This window comes from Pseudomonas baetica, from assembly GCF_019733355.1.
Lineage (GTDB): Bacteria > Pseudomonadota > Gammaproteobacteria > Pseudomonadales > Pseudomonadaceae > Aquipseudomonas > Aquipseudomonas baetica_A.
Genome location: NZ_JAIHLQ010000064.1, coordinates 1 through 13,490, shown reverse-complemented (window position 1 = coordinate 13,490; position 13,490 = coordinate 1). Strand labels below are relative to the sequence as shown.

The window sequence follows — 13,490 nt, the reverse complement described above, 5'->3', positions numbered from 1 at the left end:
CCCGATGTTAAAATGCTACTCAGCGACGTCGAGCAATCTCGAATACGCCTTCAAGTGATGGTCGTCATCTCCAAACTGATGACTGAGCATGACCAAGCGTTTGGCGTGGTGAGCCAGTGCATATTCCCAGGTCATGCCTATACCGCCGTGCAACTGGATAGCTTGCTCCGCAATACCGCGTGCAGCCCGTGTGACAATAAACTTGGCCGCCGCCAGGGTCCGACTTCGCTCGGCACTGTCCACTTGATCGGCACAGCACGCGGCAAGGATCGCCATGCTGGTGGCTTGCTCCAACTCTGTACGCATATCGACCATGCGATGCTGCAACACCTGGAACTGACCGATCGCCACGCCGAACTGCTGACGAGTTTTCAGGTAGTCCAGGGTCAGGCGACAGGCTTCCTGCATACTGCCCAGTGCTTCGGCGCACTGCGCAGCAATCGCCCGACCTTGCTGGTAACGCAGCGCCGCAAAGACCTGACCCGGCTCGCCCAGCACGTAATCGCTGGATACCTGGACCTTGTCCAAATACAGGTCGCAGCCTTTGTGGCCATCCACGTTCTGGTAGCTGCGACGCTCGACACCTGCAGCTTTCGGATCGATCAGGAACAGCCCTATACCGTGCTCGTCGCGGCTCTCGCCGCTTACCCTGGCGCTGACCACAATCAGGCCGGCCTGATGACCACCGATTACTACTGCCTTTCTACCGGTCAGCGTCCAGCCTTCAGCATTGCGTTCCGCGCACGTCTGCACATCGTTCAAATGGTAGTGGCTCTGCGGCTCCTCAAAAGCCACGGCGAGCAGCAACTGCGCACTGGCCACCTGTGGCAGCCAATCTCGCTGTTGAACCGAGGTACCGAGCTGGGTGATCAACCCGCCCGCACAGATCACGGATTGCACATAGGGTTCCAGGCACAAGCCTCGACCCAGCTCGGTCATCAGCAGCATGCTTTCGACGCCGTTGCCGCCAAAGCCGCCCAGCGCTTCAGGGAACGGCACGGCTGTCAGCCCCAGCTCTCCGAGTTGTTGCCAGAAGGCGCGACTGAAACCTTCTTCACTACGCGTATATTCCTCGCGAGCCTCGAAGCTATAGGCATTGCGTACCAGCCGTGCGGCGGTGTCTTGCAGCATCTGCTGCTCTTCGGTTAATTTGAAATCCATAATCAGAGCACCCTTACAGTTCGAGAATCATCTTAGAGACGATGTTTTTCTGAATTTCATTGGAGCCACCGAAGATCGACAGCTTGCGCAGATTGAAGTATTGGCTCGCCGGCGCGGCACTGTAGTCGGCATGCAACGGCTTACCCGGGTGATCCAGTTCCAATTCATCTTCCAGAAACGGCAAGGCATAGGGGCCGATCACCTTACGCAGCAGGTGGCTGATGGCCTGACGAATCTCCGTACCCTTGACCTTGAGAATTGAGCTTTCTGCCCCGGGCACGCCGCCTTCCTTGGTCGCCGCAAGCGTTCGCAAATTGCTCATCTCGGCGGCAATGAGCTGCATTTCCACTTCCGCGACCTGTGCCCGGAACAACGGATCGTCGAGCATGGGTTTGCCCTCGCTCATCTGCCGGCGAGCGATGCGCTTGAGGTGTGCCAGCGCAGCCTTGGACGCACCAATTCCCGCTAATCCGGTACGCTCGTAGGTCAGCAGATACTTGGCGCAGGTCCAACCGTGATTTTCCTCGCCGACCAAGTTCTCTACCGGCACCCGGACATTGTCGAAAAAAACCTCGTTGACCTCATGCTCCCCCTCCAGAGTGATGATCGGACGCACGCTGATGCCTGGGCTGTTCATATCGATCAGCAGAAAGGAGATGCCGCGCTGCTTCTGTGCCTGGGGATCGGTGCGCACCAGGCAGAAAATCATGTCGGCATGCTGACCGAGGGTGGTCCAGGTCTTCTGCCCATTGACGATGTAATGATCACCGTCGCGCAGCGCCCGGGTTTTCAGCGAGGCCAGGTCGGAACCGGCGCCAGGCTCGGAATAGCCTTGACACCACCAGTCCTCGCCTTTGAGGATGCGCGGCAGATAGTATGCCTGCTGCTTCAGCGTGCCAAACTTGATCAGCACCGGAGCGACCATGTTGACTCCGAATGCAATATTGCGCGGTGCACCGGCAAGCGCACACTCCTCTTCGTAGATATGCTTTTGCACGGTATTCCAGCCAGTACCTCCAAACGCTGTCGGCCAATGCGTGGCGTACCAGCCCTGCTCGTTCTGGATGGCCTGCCAGCGCAGATGGTCCATCTTGGACAGGTGCTTGCCAAGGCGTACCTTATCAGCGAGATCCTGCGGCAACTTTTTCTTCAGGAAAGCCTTTACTTCGTCGCGAAAGGCCAATTCTTCAGCGGTAAAATGAATGTCCATACTATTCCTCCAAGCCATTGAGAGACCGTGAAGCGGGCTGTTATAAATTCAGGTCCCAGTCGGCAAAGCGACGACCTTCTGCGGCCAGTTTTTCCAGTAGCGGTGCCGGCTTCCACCACGCGCCGAAACGCTGATAGAACTCGCGGACACGCGCCAGTACCTTGTCCAGCCCAAGGCTGTCGGCATAAAACATCGGACCGCCGCGCCAGGCCGGAAAACCAAATCCATTCAGGTAAATCACATCGATATCGCCGCTACGCTGGGCGATACCTTCTTCGAGAATCTTCGCGCCCTCGTTAATCAGAGCCAGGATGCAGCGCTCGACGATGTAGTCATCACTCAGCGCACGGCGCTCGATGCCTTTCTCGCGGGAGACCGCTTGCAGCAACGGCAACAGCTCTGGATTCAGCTCAGGGCGGCGCGATCCAGGTGCATAGCTATAGAACCCTTTGCCGGTCTTCTGCCCTAGCATGCCTGCCTCGCAGAGTCTGTCGAGTACGTCTGGCAGTGTATAGCCAGCTGGCAGAGTCTCGCGTTGACGCTTGCGAATGCTCCAACCGATGTCCAGACCTGACAAATCGCGTACGGCATTCGGCCCCATGGCCAGACCGAAATGACGCAGGGCAGCGTCCACCTGCTCTGGCGTAGCCCCCTCCTCCAACAGGAACTCGGCCTCGCGGCCATACTGGAAGTGCATCCGGTTACCGACGAAACCATCGCCGACACCTACTACTACCGCAACTTTCTTCAGCGTCTTGCTCAAGCGCATCGCCGTTGCTAGTACTTCGGCGCTGGTGTGCCGGCCGCGCACCACTTCCAGCAAGCGCATGACGTTGGCCGGACTGAAGAAGTGCAGGCCGACCACCTCTTGGGGACGCGAGGTGAACGACGCGATCGCGTCCAGATCCAGCGAGGAAGTATTGCTGGCAAGAATGGCCCCAGGTTTGCAAACCTGATCCAAACGTTCGAATACCTGACGCTTGACCTCCAGGCTCTCCAACACCGCTTCGATGACCAGGTCCTCCTCGGCCAGCTCGCTGTAATCCAGCACCCCATGCAGCAACTCCAGACGCTGCTCCATTGCCTCACGGCTCAGGCTGCCGCGCTCGACATTGGCCGTGTAGCTATCGCGAGCGCGTTGCAGCGCGCGCTCCAGGGCTTCGCCGTCAACTTCCAGGAGTTTCACAGGGATGCCCGCGTTGGCAAAACTCAGGGCAATGCCGACCCCCATGGTGCCGCCACCGATCACCCCGACCTGCGCGATTGAACGCAGCACTGTTTGCGTCGGCAAATCTGCGATATGCCCGCATTGCCGCTCTGCGAAAAAAGCATGCACCAGTGCCGCGCGTTGCTCAGACGCCAGACACTCCTTGAACAGCTCCCTTTCCCGCTCCAGTCCTTCGGCCAGCGGCAAGTGTGTAGCCGCTTCCACAGCGGCTACACACCGAGGTGGAGAGAACGCACCGGGAATGCGTTGCTCCACCTCGATGCGCTTGTCCGCGATCAACTTCGCATTGTCCGCAGCGCCAAGCGCGGCAGTCTGTTCTCCGGTACGCCGAACTCCCCGGGACTCGGCAAGGATCCGCTGACCGAAAGCGATTCCCGCCGCACGTGGGTCGCCCTCGAACAGCTCATCGACGATGTGATATTCCAATGCTTGAGCAGCGTTGACAGGTACTCCGGAAACGATCATCTCCAACGCTTTGTCAACGCCAGCCAGGCGTGGCAGTCGTTGCGTACCACCGGCTCCCGGCAGCAGCCCGAGATTGACTTCCGGCAACCCAATCTTGGCGTCGTGACGGGCAATTCGATAGTGGCAACCTAGGGCGACTTCCAGACCACCGCCCAGGGCAGTGCCATGAATCGCCGCGACACAAGGCTTATCACTTCGCTCAAAGGCATTCACGACCTCCGACAAGCTCGGTGACTGTGGCGGTTTACCAAACTCCTTGATATCAGCTCCAGCAATAAAAGTCCGGCCACTGCACAGCAGCACCAGCGCCCTGACCTGAGCATCACCCTGTGCCTCATACAATGCGTCAAGCAGACCTTTACGCACAGATTGACCCAGCGCATTGACTGGAGGGTTGTCCACGGTAATGAGAGCAATTTCACCTTGACGCTCATAGAGCACACTGGAATTCATTTTAACCTTTAAATTTATTCTTATTGAAATTGCATTCCGCGGTGCGGAATAGTTTAATCAATATTATCAACAAACCCGGTTTTGGCAACTGGTTTTTAGAGAGCAAAGGACAGACGGAAATAGAACTGACACTCCGAGGTCAGCTCGATGGCGCCGTGTTCAGACGCCAACTATTTCGGCCTGCCGAGGCACTGCCGCCCCAGGCAGTGATCGTCATGCAGGCAAAACCAGGATTGTGGCAAAAGGCGACTCACCTTGAAGGCCGCGCCTCAACGCTGCGGTATAGAATTGGCGGAAATTATGTCGGGCGACACAGCCATTTTCCGCTCATCCATAAGCGACCAAAACAGTCTCCATCGCAAAAGGCTCCGGGAACACCAGAGTGTGCCCGGACCCTCTGGACGACAGAGCCTTGATTACAGTTGCAGGGGATAGCTGAAGATCAGACGATTTTCGTCCATGTCACTACCAAAGTGACTCGCGCGCACCGTGGCGTTGCGCCATCTCACCCCGAGGTTCTTCAACGGCCCACTCTGGAACACGTAGGCGATGTCGGTATCGCGCTCCCACTCCGCGCCATTTTGCTTACCCGGCCCCAAATCGATGTCGTCACCACGAAGGTAACGGGTCATGAAAGTCAGACCAGGGACGCCCACCGATGCAAAGTTATAATCGTAGCGAGCCTGCCAGGACCGCTCGTCCTTGCTGGCGAAGTCGCTGACCTGAACGAAGTTGACCAGGTAAGCGTCAGAGGCACCGATATAGGCGTAGCCAGTGTCTCCGCTCATTTTTTGATAGCCGAGGCCGAAGGCGTGACTACCGAGACTGTAGGTGAACATCGCATTGAGCGCTTTGTTGTCGATGTTGCTCCCGCCCTCGCCGTTGGAGCGGGCAAATCGTATGTCGCTCTTGAGCGACTGGCCAACACCAAGTGGCAGTACGTGCAACAGACTTAAGACGTGCTGATTATAGAATCCGTCCAGGTTGGCGTAGTAGTAACTGGTGTTTAAATTGGCATTCCATTTGTAGCTGATGCCGCCAAAGTTGAAGGCATCACTGCTGGCACCTTTACGCACCCGAATGCCTTTCGCGAACGTAGTCGAGATGGTCATGTCCTCGCTATTGGTCGAGTCGCGCTGGGTCACCTGCTTGAGTTGGCCAGCGTCAAAGTTCACCCCGTCGAACTCTTTTGAGTTCAGGTGCACGCCCTCGAAAGTCTGCGGTAGCAAGCGCCCATCGTGGGCCTGCAGCACCGGCAGCTTGGGCTGCAAAGTACCGAGTTTGAGCAGGCTGTTGGACGCCCGTACCTTGGCGGTCAGGCCCAACTTGCTGGCCTCGTCCACGGAACGTCCGGTAGGCCCTCCTTCGCGTGGGAGCAGCCCAGAGCCAGCGCGATCTTGACTGGAGTCGAGTTTCACGCCGAGCTGGCCAAGGGCATCAACCCCAAAACCTACCGCGCCTTCAGTGAAGCCTGACTCGTAACGGAGCAGGAAACCCTGGGCCCACTCCTCTTGCTTGGACTGCGGGGCGCCGGTTTGGCGGTAGTCGCGGTTGAAATAGAAGTTACGTAGCTCAAGGCTGGTTTTGCTGTCCTGGAGAAAATCCGCTGCCGCTGGCGCTGACAGGCCGATCACGCCACTGGTTAACAGCAGACGAGACGTGAGGATGCTGGTGAGACGATCCATGGGTTTACCTCTTATTGTTTTTGTGAACATGCGGCGCCTCTTTGATGTTCGACAGTACCTTGCGAGGCGTACCAAGACTCGCAAGCCGCAGTCACTTCAACGCCTAAAGGGCAACCTTTATGGTTTCGCTGTGCGGAATACCATTCCACAAACAGGCGCAATAATAGGTATAAGTTGAATCACGTGTAAAGAACACAGATGAGAAATCAACCTTTAATCATCACAAACTATTGATTTACAGCGTTTTTTTTCACAAAAACCGAAAAACTGATTTTGATTTTTCATTCCGCTGTGTGAAATATGATTTTGTTTTGTTGATTTTTAAAAAAAAGGAACGCTAAGATGCGACGTCTGGGGCCGGATGCCGAACAAGCACCGACATAAGCCAGTGGCTTAGTGATTGTTGAATGAAGCCTGATCGCCCCTATGGGCAGCGCTATCAGGAAGAGGATGAGGACCGTCAGTTGTATCAGCACGGACGCCGCAACATAAAAGTCGCTACGTGCTAGATGGCATTCAGATGGCGACGCGATGCCAACTTCGACCTGCCCTGCGAGCCTCTGAGGACAGCACATGATCCGCGATCCGGACACACTGAAAATACTGCTCGATTCCCTCCAGCAGTTCGTCAACGAAGCGCTGATTTCGCGCGAGAACGAGATTGCGGCATTGAGTGTCGGAGCTGATCGCATGCTGGCCGACCCACTGCAATACGCCATTGAGCGCAAGCAATTTGGCAAACCAATCGCCAAGCTCCAATTGACCCAGGCAATGCTCGCCGACAGCAACGCACAAATCTACGCCGCTCGCTGCATGGTATTGGATGCGGCACGAGCGCGCGGCCAGGGTCTGAACGTTGCCACCGAAGCCTCCTACTCGAAGTTGTTCGCCATTGAGCTATGCGGCCGGGTCGCTGACCGGGGCGTGCATATTCATGACTGGGCCGGTTATGTCCGCGAGTACAGCACCGAGCGCTTCTACCGTGACGTAACCTGTTCTGCCTCTACAAGGGCACCACCCAGCTCCAGCAGCTGATCTTCGCCCGAAACATGATCCCCGACGCTTAACGCTGAGACCTCATGTCTTCGATCCCTGGTTCAAGAGCCTGTTTCCCATAAATATAATAAGGTGACGTGATGGACGCTTCTACTCAGGTCAGTGCAAACACACTGGCCAACACCAAAACCAAATCCAACACCTGGATACTGGTATTTGTCTTCTGCTTTCTTGCATTGATGGTCGATGGCGCCGATCTGATGCTGCTTTCCTACAGCCTCAGTAGCCTGAAGGCTGAATTTGGCCTGACCAGCGTCCAAGCCGGCAGCCTGGGTAGCTTTACCCTGGCCGGCATGGCCATCGGTGGCATTTACGGTGGCTGGGCCTGCGATCGTTTCGGCCGCGTGAAAACCGTGGTCTGGGGCGTTGTATTTTTTTCCGTCGGCACGTCTGCGCTAGGCCTGACGCAAAGCTATATGCAGTTCGCGATAATCCGGCTCGTGGCATCGATGGGGATTGGCGCAGTGTATATAGCTTGCAGTACGCTGATGTCCGAATACGTACCCACCCGCTACCGCACAACGGTACTGGGCACCCTGCAAGCAGGCTGGTCAGTGGGCTATATCCTCGCGACGGTGTTGGCCAGCTGGATCTTGCCGACTCATGGCTGGCGCTGGCTTTTCTTCCTTGCCATTATCCCGGTGATCCTAGCCGTGATGATGCAAGTATTCGTGCCGGAGCCGCAAACCTGGATCAACGCTCAGGCAGAGCGCGCCAAGAAGAAAATCGAGGGCATCAAAAAGCAATCCTCCGGAAAGCGCGAGAGCATGTACAAGGCGATCTTCAGTGATCCGAAGGCTCGCCGGATGTTTATCTTGTGGGCCCTGACTGCCGGCTTTCTACAGTTCGGCTACTACGGTGTGAACAACTGGCTGCCGACGTACCTGGAAGGCGAACTAGGCATGAACTTCAAGTCCATGGCCGGCTTCATGGTCCTCACGTACACCGCCATGATCCTCGGCAAGATTCTCGCCGGCCTGGCAGCTGACCGTATCGGGCGCCGTGCCGTTTTCGCCTTTGGAGCTATGGGCAGCGCAGTCTTTCTGCCGGTGATCGTGCTGTTCCAAAGCCCGGAAAATATCCTCTGGATGCTGGTGGTGTTCGGCTTTTTGTATGGCATTCCATACGCGGTGAACGCCACTTACCTGACTGAAAGCTTCGAGGCCAAATATCGCGGTACCGCCGTAGGTGGCGCCTACAACGTGGGTCGTGTAGGCGCAGCGATTGCTCCGACAGCTATCGGTTACCTCGCCACTCATGGCTCGATAGGCGTAGGTTTCCTGATCATGGGCGCAGCCTACTTCATCTGTGGCGTGATCCCGGCGCTGTTTATCAAAGACAAACAGTTCGATCCACAGAATCAATAGAGCGAAGCAATGATGCTGCAGTCGTCTGTCGGTGCCCGCCCGTATCCGACAGGCCTCTGCCGTTGCCCGCGATCAAACTATGTCAGCTTTTGTTAGCGCGCCATGGCTTGAAGGTCGAGAACATTGAATTGCGCTCGCAATCCATCTAATTGCCGTGACCAACCCGGTATTCCCGATGAGCGGCTGAACGTCAATACGGGCGCGATTGCAATCGGGCATCCGTTCGCCATAACGGTTGCCCGGCTCGTCGGACATATCCTGCTCGAAGGTCGCCGCCGCAAAGCACGGTATGGGGTCGTCACGGTGTGCATCTCTGGTGGTATGGGCGCTGCGGCGCTCTTCGAAATCTATTGATCGGCGCGATAGCGCTCCCTGCAAAGGACTATTACATGACTAGTTTCTCCCCCTTGTTGCAGCGTGTGGAAGGCAATGTGCTGATCCTCACGATCAACAACCCCGGTAAACGCAACGCCATTGCTCCCGGCCTGTATGACGCCATCCGTGCCGCGCTAGCCGAAGCAGCGGGTAGCGCAGACATCGGTGCCATCGTTCTAACGGGGGCAGACGGTTACTTCTGCGCGGGCGGTGATTTGGACCAGATCGGCAAACGTCGCGAGCTGACTCTCGATGAGCGGCGCGAACGCCTGGGGCATCTGCACGACGTCGTGTGCGAACTGCGTGACTTCCCAAAACCGATCGTCGCTGCGGTCGAGGGTGGTGCTGCGGGTGCGGGCTTTTCGTTAGCCCTGGCCTGCGACCTGGTTGTGGCAGCCGCCGGTACGGCGTTCTCAGTGGCTTATGTCAAGGTGGGATTGACGCCGGACGGCGGTATCACCGGACTATTGGCGCAGAGCTTGCCTCGTCAGTTGCTAACGCAGTTGTCGTTGACTGGTGACCGGATCACGGCCGAGCAGCTTCAGCAGTTCGGGTTGGTCAATCAACTAGTCGAGCGCGGCCAGGCCGATGCGGTTGCCGTTGCCCTGGCTGCACGACTGGCTCAGGGGCCACAGCAAGCCATGGCCTCGATCAAGGCTCTATGCCGCCATGCGCACGAGCGGACGCTTGATGAGCAATTGGACGCCGAGCGCGAAGCGATGGCCGTGGCCCAGGGGAGTCGGGAATCAGCCGAGGGTATCGCGGCCTTCTTCGCGAAGCGGCCGACCGATTTCGCCACCTTGCGCCACGACGTGGTCTAGATCGATCAGTCCCGAAGAATATTATTGAGGAGTAAAGCAATTGTCCGATTCGAATCAAGGGCTGCCGTTGGCCGGCCTGCGCGTGCTAGACCTGTCTCGTGTTCTTGCTGGTCCCGCAAGCGCTATGGCGCTCGGTGACTTGGGCGCGGAAGTGATTAAAGTCGAGAATCCCGATCGTGGTGATGACACGCGGCAGTGGGGGGCGAAGGTCGGAGAAACGAACACCTCTTACTTCAACAGCGCCAACCGCAACAAACAGTCCATCTGCCTGAATCTCAATACCGAACGCGGCCTACGCATCGCGCTGGATCTCGCGCGCCAATGCGACGTCATCGTGCAAAACTTCAAGACCGGTGGAGCCGAGAAACTCGGACTGGGGTACGAGGATCTGCGGACGGTCAATCCTGGCATCATCTACTGCTCTATCTCGGGTTATGACCGCGACGGCTCCGAAGCCCGCCGTCCGGGTTATGACTTGGTAGTGCAGGGTGAAGCGGGTCTGATGTCTCTTAGTGGCGCCCCAGGCAGCGGACCAGTGCGTCTAGGTATCGCGGCGGTGGATCTCTTTACGGGCATGTACGCCACTCAGGCTATCTTGGCGGCACTCTTCGAGCGCCAACGCACAGGCCGAGGGCGGCATGTCCAACTGTCACTCTACGACAGCGGATTGACGATTACCTCGTATGTCGGGCTGGAGGCACTAGCGACGAAGGTCGACCCGCAGAAGTTTGGCAATGGACACCCGCTGATCGTCCCATATGGCGTCTTCGAGGCAGCCGATGGACCCCTAGTGATCACGGTAGGCAACAACAGCCAGTTCGAACGTTTCTGCACTGAGGTGATTGATCGGCCTGACTTGGTAGCAGACGAACGCTTCAAGACCAATCCGTTGCGTTCGACCAATCGCGACGTGCTGCTGCCAGAAGTCGTGGCCGAGCTCGCGCGGCGGCCCCGCCAGGCAATACTGTTGGCGCTGAAAGCCGCCAACATTCCTTGTGGCGAGGTGTTGGGAGTTCTGGAGGCTTTGCAGTCCACGCGCGCGCAGGAAGCGGGAATGCTCGCCGGGCACTCGAATTCCCTTGGCGACGACAGCATGGTACTCGCGCCCCCCTACAAATTCGACGGAGCGAGACTTCCGGTACGCCGGATGCCGCCGGCTTTGGGCCAGGATACCCAAACCGTCCTGCAATCCCTTCTCAATCTTGGACCGGAAGACATGGCGTTGCTGGCCGAGGAGGGTGTGATCTGAGTTTTGCACCACCTGCCGAAGTTGCTCAAGATAGGGAGGGTAGGAGGCCTGGACACCACCCCAAGCCGTTTGGCTTGGATGTGCTTTGGGCCATTTACCGAATGTAAAACGACAAATAAGGCCGCGAGTCTTCCCTAACAGGCCGTTGAAAAATTCAGCCCTAACTGCTCCAACCCGCCAAGTTTGAAGTTTTTCAGCCTCTCAGGCTTGGCGTTACCCTTTATCCCACCTCAATCAGTGGGTATTTCGCCGATCTACACCGATCTAGCTGTCCTGGATGTCACCCCACACGGTTTGCAAATCAAGGCCATGGCGCCCGGCGTCACGTTCGACTACCTGCAGAGCTGCACCGAAGCCAAGTTGCTGGCCTGACGCCAACTACCACACGACGTTTTATCAGGAGATCTCATGTTATCGACCCCATTCACCCGCACCTTCGGCGTGCGACACCCGATCATCCAGGGCGGTATGCAATGGATTGCCCGCGCCGAACTGGTGGCCGCCGTTGCCAACAGCGGTGCGCTCGGCTTTCTCAGCGCGCTGACCCAGCCCACACCCGATGATCTGCATGCGGAGATCCTGCGCTGTCGCGAGATGACGATGCAGCCGTTTGGCGTCAACCTGACCTTCCTGCCGGCGATCCGGCCGATCCCCTACGACGAATACATCGACGTCATCATCCGCAGCGGCATCAAGATCGTCGAGACCGCGGGCAATAATCCGGTCGCCTATATGGACCGCTTCAAGGCGGCCGGGATCAAGGTAATCCATAAATGCACGTCGGTGCGGCACGCGCTCAAGGCCGAGCAGATCGGCGTCGATGCAGTCTCGATCGACGGCTTCGAGTGCGCCGGCCATCCGGGTGAGGATGACATCCCTGGCCTGGTGCTAATCCCGCGCGCGGCCGACTCGATCAAGATCCCGCTGATCGCATCGGGCGGTTTTGCCGACGCGCGCGGTCTGGTTGCAGCACTGGCGCTAGGCGCCGACGGCATCAATATGGGCACGCGCTTCATGGCCACCCAGGAGGCACCGGCCCATCCCGACATCAAGCGTCGCCTGGTCGAGGCCGACGAGCGCCAGACCGAACTGGTTCTGCGCAGTTTCAAGAACACCTGGCGCGTGCACAAGAATGAACTGACCGAGCAGGTGGTCAGCATCGAAAAGCGGGTTGGCACGCAGTTCCCGGACGTGGCTCCGTTGGTGGCCGGCACGCGTGGCCGCGCTGTCTACAGCAGCGGTGACTGGAACGACGGAGTGTGGAGCGTCGGCATGGTGCAGGGGCTGGTCTACGACATTCCCACGGTAGAGCAGTTGGTCTCGCGCATAGTCGGTGAAGCGGCGGACCTGATTGACAACCGGCTAAGCAAGCTGCAGACGGTCTGACCTTCAGTTCGCCAGCCATCTTATTAAAATAATTAGAGGAAGCAATTATGGCATTGGCAAAAATCCGGAGTGACGCCCAGTGGCGCAGATCAAGGAGGTGATGCTGGCCGGTGCCGATTTGCCTTTGGACAGTGCCCTGGCCTTAGAGCGCAAGGCGTTTCAATTGCTGTTCGACTCCAGGGGTCAGAAGGAGGGCGCCCGTGCCTTCCTGGAAAAACGCCAAGCCACTTTCTCGAGAGAATGATGGATGACACGTGAGATCAATCACGTGGCAATTGTCGGTGCTGGCGTCATGGGCATCGGTATTGCACAGATCGCGGCCCTGGCTTGGTATTAAAGCCTGCTGTTCGATAATCTCAAGGTGCCGCTCAGGCCGTCCGCAAGAACCTCGAGCAGACACTGGACAAACTTCTGGGCAAGGGCAAGCTGCAAGCAGCGAGGCCAAGTCACACTCGACCGGGTTCGGGTCGCCACGTCGCTGACCGAACTCAGCGTGTCGATCTGGCCATCGACGCTATCATCGAGCGCCTGGACGCGAAGCAAAGCGCTGCTCGCCGAACTTGAAGGGGTAGTGGCTGACGACTGCGTGCTGACCACCAATATCTCGTCACTGTCGGTGACAGCATCGCCCGAAACTGCCGGATGCCCGAGCGGGTCGCCGTTTTCCATTTTTAACCCGGTGCCACTGATGCAAGTGGAGGTCATCGACGGCCTGACCACTGATCGGCAGGTGGGTGATCGCCTGCAAGCATTGGCGGCTCGCATGGGGCACCGCGGTATTCGAGCCAAGGACACGCCGGGCTACCCCCTTGCGACCGACATAACCCGCCTCAAGCATCTGCCGAGTCAGTGCTGCTCGGCGATCAACGAAGCCTTCGCCAGCCAGGTGCAGGGTTATTGAAGGGCCTAGGTGGGGATTCCATGCGCACTTGGACACCCAGTCCAAGCTGACTTGGACACTCATTCCACGGCCACTTGGACACTGATTCCACAAGCACTTGGACAGTGATGTTCCACTGATCCGATCCATGCTC

General features: G+C 57.8%; 10 protein-coding genes and 3 pseudogenes. 9 read left to right on the top strand and 4 right to left on the bottom strand.

Annotated elements, in window-relative coordinates; genetic code table 11:
• Positions 1 to 15 precede the first annotated feature (15 nt).
• The 4 genes from K5E40_RS32110 to K5E40_RS32095 all read right to left on the bottom strand — a co-directional run bounded on the left by K5E40_RS32110 (position 16) and on the right by K5E40_RS32095 (position 6,202).
• Positions 16 to 1,161 carry an acyl-CoA dehydrogenase family protein gene (locus K5E40_RS32110; protein WP_221734200.1) on the bottom strand — a complete coding sequence of 382 codons (1,146 nt, stop codon included), beginning with the start codon at positions 1,159 to 1,161 and terminating at the stop codon, positions 16 to 18.
• Between the two features lie 13 nt (positions 1,162 to 1,174).
• Positions 1,175 to 2,371: an acyl-CoA dehydrogenase family protein gene (locus tag K5E40_RS32105; protein ID WP_221734199.1), complete on the bottom strand. Its 1,197-nt coding sequence runs from the start codon at positions 2,369 to 2,371 to the stop codon at positions 1,175 to 1,177.
• Positions 2,372 to 2,411: 40 nt separating this feature from the next.
• Positions 2,412 to 4,517 (bottom strand): 3-hydroxyacyl-CoA dehydrogenase NAD-binding domain-containing protein, encoded by a 2,106-nt coding sequence (locus tag K5E40_RS32100; protein WP_221734198.1) that lies wholly within the window; start codon positions 4,515 to 4,517, stop codon positions 2,412 to 2,414.
• A gap of 416 nt (positions 4,518 to 4,933) precedes the next feature.
• Positions 4,934 to 6,202, bottom strand: a complete 1,269-nt coding sequence (locus K5E40_RS32095; RefSeq protein WP_221734197.1) for an OprD family porin — start codon at positions 6,200 to 6,202, stop codon at positions 4,934 to 4,936.
• 660 nt (positions 6,203 to 6,862) lie between these two features.
• Here K5E40_RS32095 and K5E40_RS32090 point away from each other — a divergent pair.
• The 9 genes and pseudogenes from K5E40_RS32090 to K5E40_RS32050 form a co-directional block, all read left to right on the top strand.
• Positions 6,863 to 7,269 (top strand): annotated as a pseudogene (locus K5E40_RS32090) (acyl-CoA dehydrogenase family protein); the annotation flags it as partial.
• A 69-nt stretch (positions 7,270 to 7,338) separates the two neighbouring features.
• Positions 7,339 to 8,625, top strand: coding sequence for an MFS transporter (locus tag K5E40_RS32085; protein ID WP_221734196.1), 1,287 nt, complete (start codon positions 7,339 to 7,341; stop codon positions 8,623 to 8,625).
• Positions 8,626 to 8,772: 147 nt separating this feature from the next.
• Positions 8,773 to 8,979, top strand: a pseudogene (locus K5E40_RS35245) (acetyl-CoA C-acyltransferase); the annotation flags it as partial.
• Positions 8,980 to 9,014: 35 nt separating this feature from the next.
• A complete protein-coding gene (locus K5E40_RS32075) occupies positions 9,015 to 9,821 on the top strand; it encodes an oxepin-CoA hydrolase, alternative type (protein ID WP_221734195.1) in 807 nt (268 codons plus the stop codon).
• A gap of 40 nt (positions 9,822 to 9,861) precedes the next feature.
• Complete coding sequence (locus tag K5E40_RS32070) at positions 9,862 to 11,070, top strand: CaiB/BaiF CoA-transferase family protein (protein ID WP_221734194.1); 1,209 nt, start codon at positions 9,862 to 9,864, stop codon at positions 11,068 to 11,070.
• 207 nt (positions 11,071 to 11,277) lie between these two features.
• Entirely contained in the window at positions 11,278 to 11,442 is a 165-nt protein-coding gene (locus tag K5E40_RS32065; protein ID WP_221734193.1) for a hypothetical protein, read from the top strand.
• Positions 11,443 to 11,478: 36 nt separating this feature from the next.
• Positions 11,479 to 12,456, top strand: a complete 978-nt coding sequence (locus K5E40_RS32060; protein WP_221734192.1) for a nitronate monooxygenase family protein — start codon at positions 11,479 to 11,481, stop codon at positions 12,454 to 12,456.
• 79 nt (positions 12,457 to 12,535) lie between these two features.
• Positions 12,536 to 12,700, top strand: a pseudogene (locus K5E40_RS32055) (enoyl-CoA hydratase); the annotation flags it as partial.
• Positions 12,701 to 12,949: 249 nt separating this feature from the next.
• Positions 12,950 to 13,357 carry a 3-hydroxyacyl-CoA dehydrogenase NAD-binding domain-containing protein gene (locus tag K5E40_RS32050; protein ID WP_221734191.1) on the top strand — a complete coding sequence of 136 codons (408 nt, stop codon included), beginning with the start codon at positions 12,950 to 12,952 and terminating at the stop codon, positions 13,355 to 13,357.
• Positions 13,358 to 13,490 lie beyond the last annotated feature (133 nt).

Bases quoted from the DNA above. Each gene is read 5' to 3' on its own strand.
- K5E40_RS32110 (WP_221734200.1), bottom strand. From the start codon at position 1,161: ATGGATTTCAAATTAACCGAAGAGCAGCAGATGCTGCAAGACACCGCC.
- K5E40_RS32105 (WP_221734199.1), bottom strand. From the start codon at position 2,371: ATGGACATTCATTTTACCGCTGAAGAATTGGCCTTTCGCGACGAAGTA.
- K5E40_RS32100 (WP_221734198.1), bottom strand. From the start codon at position 4,517: ATGAATTCCAGTGTGCTCTATGAGCGTCAAGGTGAAATTGCTCTCATT.
- K5E40_RS32095 (WP_221734197.1), bottom strand. From the start codon at position 6,202: ATGGATCGTCTCACCAGCATCCTCACGTCTCGTCTGCTGTTAACCAGT.
- K5E40_RS32085 (WP_221734196.1), top strand. From the start codon at position 7,339: ATGGACGCTTCTACTCAGGTCAGTGCAAACACACTGGCCAACACCAAA.
- K5E40_RS32075 (WP_221734195.1), top strand. From the start codon at position 9,015: ATGACTAGTTTCTCCCCCTTGTTGCAGCGTGTGGAAGGCAATGTGCTG.
- K5E40_RS32060 (WP_221734192.1), top strand. From the start codon at position 11,479: ATGTTATCGACCCCATTCACCCGCACCTTCGGCGTGCGACACCCGATC.